Raw genomic sequence first — 11,856 nt, forward strand, 5'->3', positions numbered from 1 at the left:
GGTAGGAGCGGACAGGCGATGGGAGAACTGGCTGGAATGCCAGGTTCCAACGGATTCTCGCCAGCTACGGTGTGGACATGCACGAGGTGGCGGTGGTGGCGATGGACAGCGTTGTTCCGTTCGACTTCGCGACGCCGGTGGACGCGTTCAACTGGACCGGGCGGTACCGGGTCCGGGTCTGCGGTCCGAAGAGGACGGTCGACGCGGGCTGTTTCGAGCTGAGAGTGCCGCACGGCTTGGAGTTGCTGTCCGAGGTGGACACGATCGTGCTGCCGGGTCACGATCCGGCACTGGTCGTTCCCCCGCGGTTGATCGAGGCACTGCGGCAGGCCGCGGCGAGGGGCACGCGGATCGCGTCGATCTGCACGGGGGCGTTCGTGTTCGCGGCGACCGGTCTGCTGGACGGGTTGCGGGCGACCACGCACTGGCTGGGAGCCGGGGAGCTGGCGGCGCGGTTTCCGGCCGTCGAGGTCGACCCGGACGTGCTTTACGTGGACAACGGGCAGTTCCTGACGTCCGCGGGCGCCGCGGCGGGGCTGGACCTGTGCCTGCACATGATCCGGCGCGACCACGGGTCCGCGGTGGCGGCCGATGCGGCGCGGTTCGCCGTGATGCCGCTGGAACGAGAAGGCGGGCAGGCGCAGTTCATCGTGACGCCGCCGGTCGCGCCGCAGGGTGCGGAGCTCGAACCGTTGTTGCTGTGGATGGAGGCCAACACCGCGTGCGACCTGACGCTGGGAGACCTGGCACGGCAGGCGGGGATGAGCACGCGGACGCTGAACCGGCGGTTCCGCGAGCAGACCGGCACGACGCCGTTGCAGTGGCTGCACCGGGCGCGGGTGCGTCAGGCGCAGCACCTGCTGGAGACGACCAGGGACTCGGTGGAGCTGATCGCGAGCCGGGTCGGGTTCGGGTCGGCCACGGCGTTCCGCGACAGGTTCAAGCGGATCGCCGGGACCTCGCCCAACGCCTACCGGGCCGCGTTCCAGGGTGGTCAGAACTAGGGCTGCGAGTGCTCGTGCAGCAACAGGAGCGTGTAGGCGGCGATCGACTGGGCGTCGGTGATCTCGCCCTTCGCGATCATCGTCTCGAAGCCGGCGCGCGGGAACCACGTCGAGCGCATGTCCTGCTCCTCGTGCTCCCGCTCGTGGAAGCCCTCCGCGAGATCGGTGGCGAGGAACACGCGCCCGCGCTGCGACGACATGCCCGGCGCCACGTCGAGCACTCCCAGCTCGATCATCCTGCCGGCGCGCAGCCCCGTCTCCTCGCGGAGCTCACGGGTGGCCAGCTCGAGCGGGTCGACGTCGGCGCGGTCGGGCGCGGTGCCCTGGGGGAACTCCCAGCGCCGCAGGCCGATGGGGTACCGGAACTGCTCGACGAGCCGCACGCGCTCGCCGTCGAGCGGGATGATCAGTGCGAAGTCCGGCTTGTCGACCACGCCGTAGATGCCTTTTGTGCCGTCCGCGCGCCGGATCTCGTCCTCGCGAACGGTCATCCACGGGTTTGCGTACACCTGACGGGTGCCGAGGCTTTCCACGCCACGGACCGTACCTAACGGCCGGTTTCTGGACGCACCCCGTAGCCTGTCGCGGTGCGTCTCGTCATCGCTCGCTGCCAGGTCGACTACGTAGGACGACTCACCGCCCATCTGCCGATGGCTCAGCGACTGCTGCTGATCAAGGCCGATGGCTCGGTGTCGATCCACTCCGACGACCGCGCCTACAAGCCGTTGAACTGGATGAGCCCGCCCTGCTGGCTCATCGAGGACCCGGACATCTGGACCGTGCAGAACAAGGCGGGGGAGAAGCTGATCATCACCCTCGAAGAGGTGATGCACGACTCCAAGCACGAGCTCGGTCCCGAACCCGGCCTGCAGAAGGACGGCGTCGAAGCGGACCTCCAGAAGCTGCTCGCCGAGCACGTCACGACCCTCGGCGAGGGCTGGACGCTGGTGCGCCGCGAGTTCCCGACCGCCATCGGCCCGGTCGACCTGATGTGCCGCGACTCGGCGGGCGGCTCGGTCGCCGTGGAGATCAAGCGGCGCGGGGAGATCGACGGGGTCGAGCAGCTGACCAGGTACCTGGAGCTGCTCAACCGCGATCCGCTGCTGGCGCCGGTGCAGGGTGTGTTCGCGGCGCAGCAGATCAAGCCGCAGGCGAGGACGCTGGCCGAGGACCGCGGGATCCGGTGCGTCGTGCTGGACTACGACGCGTTGCGCGGGATCGAGCCGGACGAGTTCCGCCTGTTCTGATCAGTCGGCCGCCGGTGCGCGCAGACCGTCGCGGTAGACGACCATGAGCGTGTGGTCGAAGGTGTCGAGCCGGTTGTGGTCCAGATCCCTCAGCCGGTAGACGGCGGACATCAGATCACCCGTCTCGACCATCGTCCCGATCTCGTCGCGACCGGACGGCGGCAAGGCTTCCCAGTCCGGTCGCGAGAGACAGGGCCGACAGTGTCGCCACGGGTTTCGTCGCAGCCCATGAGCAGCCGGTCGGCACGACGGGCACGTCCAGCTCCGGTAGCCCGCCGTGATCGTCCGGCCGTCATCGACCATCGCGCCGACCTCGTCCCGCACGGCTTGCGGCAGCGCCTCCCAGTCCGGCCGGGTGCGGCAGGAAGGCAGATCTCGCCCCGGCCGTCGCCGCTGCCCATGATCACCGCGCGGCACAACGGGCACACCCAGCTCACCTGCTCGTGGTCGGTCACCGCGCCAGTGCCGAGGTGCCGCTCGACAGGCCGACCCGGTTTTCGGACTTCAGTGAGCGACCCGCCACACATCGTGGTTTTGTGAGCGCGCACAGGGGGTAAGAACCGGCGCACCTGGAGTGACGTCCCCTCCTGGTCGTTGATGTTGGACTTGTCTGGGAGGTGGGCGGTGTCGGTGTTGGCCGAGGCGGACCTGCGGCTCGACGCGGGGCCGATCGACTACGCGTTGCTCGTCATCTACTTCGTGGTGGTGCTCGGCATCGGCGTGATGGCACGACGATCCGTCTCTTCCAGTCTCGACTTCCTGCTGTCCGGTCGGTCGCTGCCGGCGTGGGTCACCGGTCTCGCGTTCATCAGCGCGAACCTCGGTGCGCTTGAGCTGATGGGTATGACGGCCAACGGCGCGCAGTACGGCATGGCGACGGTGCACTACTACTGGATCGGTGCCATCCCGGCGATGGTGTTCCTCGGTCTGGTGATGATGCCGTTCTACTACGGCTCGAAAGTGCGCAGCGTTCCCGAGTTCATGCTGCGGCGCTTCGGCAAGCCCGCGCACCTCGTCAACGCCATCAGCTTCGCCGTCGCGCAGATCCTGATCGCGGGCATCAACCTGTTCGCGCTCGCGGTGATCATCGACGCGCTGCTCGGGTGGCCGCTGCCGGTGTCCATCGTGGTCGCGGCGATGGTCGTGCTCGCGTACACGGCGCTCGGTGGCCTGAGTGCCGCCATCTACAACGAGGTTCTGCAGTTCTTCGTCATCGTGGCCGCGCTGGCGCCGCTCACGATCGTCGGCCTGATCAAGGTCGGCGGCTGGCAGGGGCTCGTGCAGAAGGTGACCGACCAGGAGCAGCTGAGTGCGTGGCCCGCGACGGAGCTGACCGGCATCGAGAGCCCGGTCTGGAGCGTCGTCGGCCTGGTGTTCGGTCTCGGCTTCGTGCTGTCGTTCGGGTACTGGACGACGAACTTCGCCGAGGTGCAGCGCGCGATGAGCGCCAAGTCGATGTCGGCGGCCAAGCGCACGCCGATCATCGGTGCGTACCCGAAGGCGCTCATCCCTGCGGTCATCATCATCCCCGGCATCATCGCCGCGGTGATCGTGCCGGAGATGGCGCAGCTCAAGGCGGGCGACACGAGCAGCGGCGTGGTCTACAACAACGTGCTGCCGTTGCTGATGCGGGATCTGCTGCCCAACGGCATCCTCGGCATCGCGATCACGGGTCTGCTGGCGAGCTTCATGGCCGGTGTGGCGGCGAACGTCAGCTCGTTCAACACGGTCTTCACCTACGACCTGTGGCAGGACTACGTCAAGAAGGACCGGCCGGACGAGTACTACCTGCGCGTCGGGCGGTTGGCCACGGTCGGCGCGTGCGTGCTCGCGATCGGCACGGCGTTCATCGCGGCGGCGCTCGGCGGGTCCAACATCATGGACTACATCCAGGCGCTGTTCTCGTTCTTCAACGCGCCGCTGTTCGCGACGTTCATCGTCGGCATGTTCTGGAAGCGCATGACGCCCACCGCCGGCTGGGTGGGCTTGCTCGCGGGCACGTTCACCGCGATGTTCATCTACGCGATCTCGGAGCCGTCGTTCGGCATCAAGTGGCTGGAGCTGCCCGGCCAGGGCGCGAGCTTCCTCGGCGCGGGTCTCGCGTTCGTGGTGGACGTCGTCGTGAGCGTCGCGGTCAGCTTGGTCACGCGACCCAAGCCGGACAGCGAGCTGGTCGGACTTGTCTACAGCCTGACGCCGAAGGAGGACCGCTCGCACGCCACCACCGGTGAGGACGCGGGCTGGTACCGCTCGCCCGCCCTGCTCGGCGGCGGCGTGCTGGCGCTGACGACCGTTCTCTACATCATCTTCGGCTGAGGGAGGCCGTCATGAGGTTGTTCGACCTGCGACTGATCATCGCTTTCCTCTTCGGCCTGTACGGCGTCGTACTGGTCGTCGTCGGTCTCGGTTTCACGACCGACGACGACCTGAAGAAGGCCGAAGGGGTCAACATCAACCTGTGGGCCGGCATCGCCATGGTGGTGCTGGCGGCGTTGTTCGCCGTGTGGGCGTTGCTGCGGCCTCAGTTCGCGAAGACTACGACTGCGGACGACCTGGGAAAACGGGGTTGAAGGCCTCGATCGTCCACGCGTCGAGCCAGTTGAATGCGCGGCGAATTCGGTTACGCACGTCTCTCCTTTTTCTCGGGGTCTTCACCAGGTACATCGCGTTGATCTTCTGAATCGTTCCCGTTGCGCTCCGTGACATGTGCCACGGAGCAACTCGGGGTACCGGCCACGAACGCGCGCAAAGGTCGCTACCGTGCACGTCGTGCTCCGTTTTCGTGCCACAGCCCTGGTCGCCGCCGCTGCTCTGCTGGTGGCCGGCTGCGCGACCGGTCCCGGTCTCACCAAGACCCACTCGCCGCGCCGCACCGTGCAGGCGGGGGCGGGCGCGAGCTCGACCGACCCGTCGGTCAAGCCGTCGGCACAGGCGGGCAAACCGGTCGATCCGGCGTTCGCGGCGGAGCGGTTGCGGCTGGTCAACCCGTGTGCGTTGATCGAGAAGGACCTGCTGCAGACGGTCGGCACGCCGTCGAGGTACTCGAGCAGCAACTACACGCGCTGCTCGAACTACATGAAGGACAAGGCGGACAAGACCCTCAACTTCACGCTGGACATCGGCTACTCGCTGACGTCCACCGACGTGAAGAACGCGACCAAGCAGCTCGCCGGGCTCAAGAGCGGTGAGCAGAAGCTGAGCTCGTCGTGCTTCATCACCGCCGTGACTCAGGAGAACCCGGCACAGGCCGTGCGGATCCAGGTGACCACGGGCACCGGTGACCGGGCGGTGGCCGACCCGTGCGAGCCGGGGCGCAAGGTGCTCGAGGGTGCGATCCGCAAGCTCAAGGGCAACCCGCAGAAGTACACCCCGCCCAAGGGCTCGCCGGTCGAGGTCGACCCGTGCACGATCGTCGACAAGGCGACACTCGCGCCGGTGCTCGGTGCCTCGCCGCGGTCCCTGCCCTTCGGCCTGCACCAGTGCGGGTGGTCGGGCCAGAACGCCGAGATGCGCATCGAGTTCAAGACCGCGCGCATCCCGAAGGACGGCAAGTTCGACAGCAAGTCGGTAGAGGTCGATCTCGGTGGTGGGGTCAAGGGCTACCAGGCGTCGAAGGACGGTGCGTACCCGACGTGCGAGCTGATCGTGGTTCGCACGAAGGATTCCAGCGACGCGGGTGAGGTGGCCGAGTTCTCGGTCGGCGGCTCGAAGGAGAAGCAGCTGGACCGCTGCCAGGCGGCGCAGGCGTTCGCCAAGGCGGTGCTTCCGAGCCTTCCCAGTGCCTGACGGGCCGGGCGGGGGCTGAAAGTTCTTCAAGTACGCGTTAGTGTCGAGGTTACTGGCGAGTACCCGGGAGGGGCCCAATGACGCAGACCGCTTCGGACAGCGCGCTGTCGGCCGATGGCGAGCAGCGGCGGTTCGCTTCACTGGACCCGCGCACGGGGGAGGTCGTCGCGCACCACCCGATCCACACGGCCGCCGAGGTCGAGGAAGCGGTGTCCTCGGCACGCGAGGCCTCCGCGTGGTGGGCGGGTCTCGGTTTCGAGGGGCGCAAGACCAAGCTCGACGCGTGGCGCAGAGTCCTGTCACGGCGCGCTGACGAGTTCGTCGCGCTGATCAGCGCGGAGACCGGCAAGCCCGCCGACGACTCCCGCGTCGAGATCACGCTGGTGATGGACCACCTGCACTGGGCCTCGCGGCAGGCGGGCCGGGTGCTGGGCAAGCGCCGGATCTCCTCGGGCATGCTGATGTTCAACCACAGCGCGACGGTCGAATACCGGCCGTTGGGCGTCATCGGCGTCATCGGGCCGTGGAACTACCCCGCGCACACGCCGATGGGGTCGATCTCCTACGCGCTCGCCGCCGGCAACGCCGTGGTGTTCAAGCCGTCGGAGTTCACGCCGGGTGTGGGCACGTTCCTCGCGTCGACGTTCAGCGAGGCGGTGCCGGAGTACCCGGTGTTCCAGGTCGTCACGGGCTTCGGTGAGACGGGCTCGGCGCTGTGCACCTCGGGCGTCGACAAGGTCGCGTTCACCGGCTCCACGCGGACCGGCAAGAAGGTCATGGAGGCGTGTGCGGCGACGCTCACGCCGGTGCTGGTCGAGTGCGGCGGCAAGGACGCGCTGATCGTCGACTCCGACGCCGACCTGGTGGCCGCGGCCGAGGCCGCGATGTGGGGCGCGGTGTCCAACGCGGGCCAGACGTGCGCCGGCGTCGAGCGCGTGTACGTGGCCGAGGACGTCGCCGACCAGTTCATCGAGATCGCGGTGAAGCGGGCGAAGAAGCTCAAGCCCGGCGGTGAGCCGAACGCCGACCTCGGGCCGATCACGATGCCGTCGCAGGTGGAGATCATCCGCGAGCACGTGCAGGACGCGCTGGACCGCGGTGGCAAGGCGCTGGTCGGTGGACCGGAGTCGATCAGGCCGCCGTACGTCGAGCCGGTCGTGCTGACGGACGTGCCGGAGGACTCGCTGGCGGTCACCGAGGAGACGTTCGGGCCGACCGTGGTGATCAACCGGGTGCCCAACGCGTTGGAGGGCGTGCGGCTCGCGAACCAGTCGAAGTACGGGCTCGGCGCCGCGGTGTTCTCGAAGTCGCGCGGCGAGGAACTGGCGCGGGAGCTGCGGGTCGGCATGGTGTCGATCAACGCGGTGCTGACCTACGCGGCGATCCCCGGCCTGCCGTTCGGCGGGGTCGGCGACTCCGGGTTCGGGCGGATCCACGGCGAGGACGGGCTGCGCGAGTTCGCCTACCCCAAGGCCGTGACGAAGCAGCGGTTCAAGGCGCTGCTCAACATGACGACGTTCGACCGGTCATCGCTGGCCGGCAAGCAGCTGCTACGGCTCGCGCGGATGCTCTTCGGACGGTGAGGAGCACCCGCGCGGACCGGTTCTAGGCGCCGAGCTGCTTCTGCAGGTCGTCCAGGACCACGTTCGCGGCGAGCACGCCGAGGCCGAGGAAGTAGGTCTCGTCGAGCACCGGCTTCGCCTTGCCGGCCTTGACGGCGTTCAGGCCGCTCCACAGCGGGCCGCCGAGCACCGAGGCCTGCTCGGTCTTGGCCGGGTCGCCGTAGGTGGAGTAGATGATGAAGTCGCCGTCGGCCTTGCCGATCTGCTCCGCGCTGACCTCGGCGGCCAGGTCGTCGACCTGGGACGGCGTCGGCTGCGGGATCTTGGCGTCGATCAGGATGGTGCCGATGAACGACTTCTTGGCGTAGAGGCGGATCTTGCCGGGCATGAAGCGCAGCGCCGTGACCGTCGGGCGCACACCGAGCTTCTTCTCGATGGCGGCGCCGGTCGCGGTGGCCTTGTTCGTGTAGTCCTCGAGCATCTTCGCGGCGTCGGCCTGGCGGTCGAGCGCGGCGGCGTTGAGGAGGAAGTTCTCCTTCCACACGTAGCCGGGACGCACCGAGAAGACGGTCGGGGCGATCGCGCTCAGCTTCGGGTAGAGGGACTCCGCGCGCAGCTTCGAGCCCAGGATCAGGTCGGGGTTGAGCTTGGTGATCGCCTCCAGATTGAGGTTGTTGATCGTGCCGACGTTCTCCGGCTGGCCACCCTTGTCGCCGATGTAGGACGGCATGGTGGGGGAGCCGTCGGTGAACGCGATGCCGACCGGCTTGATGCCGAGTGCGGCAACGTTGTCGAGCTCGCCGGTGTCGAGCACGATCACCCGTTCGGGTTTCTTCTCGAGCTTCGTCTCGCCCATCGCGTGCTTGATCGTGCGGGGAAACTCGCCCGGTTTGGCTTGCGTGCCGAAACCGTTGCTCAGTTCGTAGGCCTTGCCGAAGTCCTCGCCGCCCTGGGCGACAGTGGGCTTGTCCGTGCTCTGGCCGCACGCGGCGAGCACCAGGGCGACTGCGGCGAGCAGAGCGGCTCTCTTCGACACGACGTTGTTCCTCCGCTACTTGCAGTGATGTTGACCTGCATTTCTTAGGGCAGGCTAACGGTACCGGTGCCTTTTGCCCGTTCCGAGTGTCAGACCCCCGGAGTAAGAAGGAACACGGTCACCGCCGATCGGAAGGGCTCTTCGATGAAGAAGATCATCAATGATCCGGAAACCGTGGTGCAGGACGCGCTGCGGGGAATGCAGGCTGCCCATTCCGATCTGCTGACCGTGCACCACGACCCGGCCGTGGTCGTGCGTGCGGACGCTCCGGTGCGGGGAAAGGTCGCGATCATCTCGGGTGGCGGGTCGGGCCACGAACCGCTGCACGGCGGGTTCGTCGGGCGCGGGATGCTCGACGCGGCCTGTCCCGGAGCGGTGTTCACGTCGCCGACGCCGGACCAGGTGCTCGACGCCGTCGCGCGGACCGATGGCGGTGCGGGCGCGCTGCTGATCGTGAAGAACTACACCGGTGACGTGCTGAACTTCGAGACCGCGGGCGAGATGGCGGAGTCCGAGGTGCGCAGCGTCGTGATCGACGACGACGTGGCGGTGAAGGACTCGCTGTACACGGCGGGCAGGCGCGGTGTCGGCGGCACCGTGCTGCTGGAGAAGATCGTGGGCGCGGCGGCGGACCGCGGCGCCGATCTGGCGGCGTGCGAGGCGCTGGCTTCGAGGGTGATCGGTTCGGTGCGCTCGATGGGGCTGGCGCTGTCCGCGTGCACGGTCCCGCACGTGGGTTCGCCGAGTTTCGAGCTGGCCGACGACGAGATGGAGATCGGCATCGGGATCCACGGCGAGCCGGGCCGCCAGCGGGTGCCTGCGGGCTCGGCCACCGAGATGGTGACGGCGCTGCTGGATCCGATCCTGGAAGACCTGCCGTTCGCGTCGGGCGACCGGGTGCTGCTGTTCACGAACTCGATGGGCGGAACTCCGTTGATCGAGCTGTACTTGGCGCACGGCATCGCGGAGCAGTTGCTGGCTGATCGGGGGATCACCGTGGAACGCAGGCTCGTCGGCCCGTACATCACCAGCCTGGAGATGCAGGGCATGAGTCTCACGCTGTTGAAGCTGGACGACGAGATGGTCGAGCTGTGGGACGCGCCGGTGCACACGCCCGCACTGCGGTGGGGAGTCTGAGGTGGGGTGCACGGCAGCCGACGTCGTGGCGGCACTCAGGGCGGCCGCCGAGGTGGTGCGGGAACACCGCGACGAGCTGGTGCGCCTGGACCAGGCGATCGGTGACGGCGACCACGGCGAGAACCTGAAGCGCGGCTTCACCGCGCTGCTGTCCCGGCTGGACGCCGAGGAGCCCGCTTCTCCCGGCAAGGTGCTGAAGCTGGTCGCCACCACGTTGATCTCGACGGTGGGCGGCGCGGCGGGCCCCTTGTACGGCACGGCCTTCCTGCGCGCGTCGGCCGCGGTGGGCGACGCCGCCGAACTCGATCGCGACGCCGTGGCGCGAGCGTTGCAGGGCGCGTTGGACGGCGTGGTGGCACGTGGCAAGGCGGTGGTGGGCGACAAGACGATGGTGGACGCCCTGACGCCCGCCGTGACCGCGGCGGCATCGGTGGACGGTTCGGTGGCCGCGGTCCTCTCGGCGGCGGCGGCCGCGGCTGCCGAGGGCGCGGAGTCGACGGTGCCGATGGTGGCGCGCAAGGGCCGCGCCTCGTACCTGGGTGAGCGCAGTGCCGGTCACCTGGATCCGGGCGCCCGTTCGACAGCGTTGCTGCTGCGGGCTTTCGCGGACGCGGCGGCCAAGGCATGACGGCGGCATCCGACCCCGGCCGCGTGGGCCTGGTCATCGTCTCCCACAGCGACATGCTGGCCAACGGCGTCGCCGAACTGGCGGCGCAGATGGCCCCCGACGTGTCGGTGCTGCCCGTGGGCGGCACCGAGGAAGGCGGCCTCGGCACCGACTACGGCTCGGTGGTCGAAGCCCTGGCAGACGCCGACACGGGCAACGGCGTCGTCGTCCTCTACGACCTGGGCAGCGCCAAGATGACAGCCGAGATGGCCGTGGAATCGGCGGACGACCCGTCCCGCTACGCCGTGGTCGACGCACCTCTGGTCGAAGGCGCGGTGGCCGCAGCCGTCGCCGCGCAAGGCGGCGCCTCCCTGCCCGACGTGGCAGCCGCCGCCGAAGGCGCGTCCGGCGAGACCCCGGCCGCCGCCCCGAGCAGGCCCGCACTGCACCTCGTGCCGGACGCGGTGTCCGCGGAAATCCTGCTGACCAACGAGGTGGGCCTGCACGCCCGCCCGGCAGCCCTGCTGGCCCGAACCGTCGCCGAGCTCGACGCCGACGTCGTAGTCCGCTACGGCGACGAGGAGGCGAACGCGGCGAGCGTGCTGGCGCTGATGGGCCTGAGCGCGCCCGGCGGCAAGTCGATCACCGTGGTGGCGACGGGGAAGGACGCGGGCGAGGCGGTCCGGCGCATCGAGGAACTCGCGGAGAGGGGGTTCGACGACTAGCCACGCTGCGGCTTCGCTCCCGCTCCGAGCTACGCCCAGGTGAGGCCCACGCCCAGGCCAACCACTCGCTCACACCCCGGTGGGTCGCCGCGCCTGCTCGCTGCGGCAGCGCGGTAGGTGTCTGGCTTGCCGGCTGGCGCTGCGATCGCGGCCTCCTCGGTGCGGACCTGAGCCGGTGCTCAGCGGCTTGGGCCTTTGCACGCCGGCGGGCCTGGGCCTTCCCCACGCAAGCGGGCCTGGGCTCGCCACAACATCAGCAGCTGTGAGCTCGCCGCGACCAGCGGTCCCGAGTCTGCTGTGACCAGCGGCCCATACTCGCCGCCACTCAGGGCCTTGGCCCGCTGCACCTGCGCCTCGAGCCTGCCGTGACCGGAGGGCTGAGGTCCGCTGCGGCAGCGGTTCCGAGTGTGCCGCCGCCTGCGGCCCCAAGCCTGCCTCGACCGGCGAGTTCGAGGCCGCCGCGACGAGCGGTCCCGAGCCTGTCACCACCCGCGGGCTGAACTCGCCGCACCTCAGTGGGCCTGGACTCGCCGCGATTCCAGCAGGTGCGAGTCCGCCGCTCCGCGAGCCTGAGCCCGCGGCACCTGCGCCGCGTGCCTGCCGTGACCGGAGGGTCGAGGTCCGCTGCGGCAGCCGTCCCGAGTCCGTCGCGGCCTGCGGGCCCGAGTGCGCCGCTACCCGCGGCCCAAGCCTGCCGCGACCAGCGGGCCCGAGCCTGTCATCACCCGCGGGCTGAACTCGCCAGCAGGCGC

General features: G+C 69.1%; 12 protein-coding genes. 9 read left to right on the forward strand and 3 right to left on the reverse strand.

The genetic code is table 11. From position 1 onward, the window contains the following. Window positions 1-77 precede the first annotated feature (77 nt). Complete coding sequence (locus C8D87_RS37615; RefSeq protein WP_112230935.1) at window positions 78-1,004, forward strand: GlxA family transcriptional regulator; 927 nt, start codon at window positions 78-80, stop codon at window positions 1,002-1,004. Here C8D87_RS37615 and C8D87_RS37620 read toward each other — a convergent pair. Beyond that, window positions 1,001-1,537 carry an NUDIX domain-containing protein gene (locus tag C8D87_RS37620; protein WP_109634595.1) on the reverse strand — a complete coding sequence of 179 codons (537 nt, stop codon included), beginning with the start codon at window positions 1,535-1,537 and terminating at the stop codon, window positions 1,001-1,003. The genes C8D87_RS37615 and C8D87_RS37620 overlap by 4 nt on opposite strands. A gap of 54 nt (window positions 1,538-1,591) precedes the next feature. On the opposite strand from C8D87_RS37620, the gene nucS reads away from it, so the two are divergent. Beyond that, window positions 1,592-2,251: an endonuclease NucS gene (gene nucS, locus C8D87_RS37625; protein WP_109634593.1), complete on the forward strand. Its 660-nt coding sequence runs from the start codon at window positions 1,592-1,594 to the stop codon at window positions 2,249-2,251. On the opposite strand, the gene C8D87_RS45450 is transcribed toward nucS, so the two are convergent. After that, entirely contained in the window at window positions 2,252-2,677 is a 426-nt protein-coding gene (locus C8D87_RS45450) for a hypothetical protein (RefSeq protein WP_146771992.1), read from the reverse strand. A 198-nt stretch (window positions 2,678-2,875) separates the two neighbouring features. Between C8D87_RS45450 and C8D87_RS37630 the strand changes: the two genes are divergently transcribed. The 4 genes from C8D87_RS37630 to C8D87_RS37645 all read left to right on the forward strand — a co-directional run bounded on the left by C8D87_RS37630 (window position 2,876) and on the right by C8D87_RS37645 (window position 7,620). Further along, entirely contained in the window at window positions 2,876-4,567 is a 1,692-nt protein-coding gene (locus C8D87_RS37630; RefSeq protein ID WP_112230755.1) for a sodium:solute symporter family protein, read from the forward strand. Window positions 4,568-4,578: 11 nt separating this feature from the next. Beyond that, the gene (locus tag C8D87_RS37635) at window positions 4,579-4,821 is read left to right on the forward strand and encodes a hypothetical protein (RefSeq protein ID WP_109634586.1); all 243 of its coding nucleotides are present in this window, start codon (window positions 4,579-4,581) and stop codon (window positions 4,819-4,821) included. A 199-nt stretch (window positions 4,822-5,020) separates the two neighbouring features. Further along, window positions 5,021-6,037, forward strand: coding sequence for a hypothetical protein (locus C8D87_RS37640; RefSeq protein WP_146771993.1), 1,017 nt, complete (start codon window positions 5,021-5,023; stop codon window positions 6,035-6,037). Between the two features lie 77 nt (window positions 6,038-6,114). After that, complete coding sequence (locus tag C8D87_RS37645; RefSeq protein ID WP_109634582.1) at window positions 6,115-7,620, forward strand: aldehyde dehydrogenase family protein; 1,506 nt, start codon at window positions 6,115-6,117, stop codon at window positions 7,618-7,620. Window positions 7,621-7,642: 22 nt separating this feature from the next. On the opposite strand, the gene C8D87_RS37650 is transcribed toward C8D87_RS37645, so the two are convergent. Next, window positions 7,643-8,635, reverse strand: coding sequence for an ABC transporter substrate-binding protein (locus C8D87_RS37650; protein ID WP_109634580.1), 993 nt, complete (start codon window positions 8,633-8,635; stop codon window positions 7,643-7,645). A gap of 144 nt (window positions 8,636-8,779) precedes the next feature. On the opposite strand from C8D87_RS37650, the gene dhaK reads away from it, so the two are divergent. The 3 genes from dhaK to dhaM are packed head-to-tail and all read left to right on the forward strand — an operon-like array spanning window position 8,780 to window position 11,104. After that, window positions 8,780-9,772, forward strand: coding sequence for a dihydroxyacetone kinase subunit DhaK (dhaK, locus tag C8D87_RS37655; RefSeq protein ID WP_109634577.1), 993 nt, complete (start codon window positions 8,780-8,782; stop codon window positions 9,770-9,772). A 1-nt stretch (window position 9,773) separates the two neighbouring features. Further along, complete coding sequence (dhaL, locus tag C8D87_RS37660; RefSeq protein WP_112230759.1) at window positions 9,774-10,400, forward strand: dihydroxyacetone kinase subunit DhaL; 627 nt, start codon at window positions 9,774-9,776, stop codon at window positions 10,398-10,400. Then, window positions 10,397-11,104, forward strand: coding sequence for a dihydroxyacetone kinase phosphoryl donor subunit DhaM (gene dhaM, locus C8D87_RS37665; RefSeq protein ID WP_109634572.1), 708 nt, complete (start codon window positions 10,397-10,399; stop codon window positions 11,102-11,104). The genes dhaL and dhaM overlap by 4 nt, the downstream gene beginning before the upstream one ends. The last annotated feature ends 752 nt before the right edge of the window (window positions 11,105-11,856 follow it).

Source organism: Lentzea atacamensis (assembly GCF_003269295.1).
Classification (GTDB): Bacteria; Actinomycetota; Actinomycetes; order Mycobacteriales; family Pseudonocardiaceae; genus Lentzea; species Lentzea atacamensis.

Bases quoted from the DNA above. Each gene is read 5' to 3' on its own strand.
- C8D87_RS37635 (WP_109634586.1), top strand. From the start codon at position 4,579: ATGAGGTTGTTCGACCTGCGACTGATCATCGCTTTCCTCTTCGGCCTG.
- C8D87_RS37645 (WP_109634582.1), top strand. From the start codon at position 6,115: ATGACGCAGACCGCTTCGGACAGCGCGCTGTCGGCCGATGGCGAGCAG.
- C8D87_RS37615 (WP_112230935.1), top strand. From the start codon at position 78: ATGCACGAGGTGGCGGTGGTGGCGATGGACAGCGTTGTTCCGTTCGAC.
- dhaK (WP_109634577.1), top strand. From the start codon at position 8,780: ATGAAGAAGATCATCAATGATCCGGAAACCGTGGTGCAGGACGCGCTG.
- dhaM (WP_109634572.1), top strand. From the start codon at position 10,397: ATGACGGCGGCATCCGACCCCGGCCGCGTGGGCCTGGTCATCGTCTCC.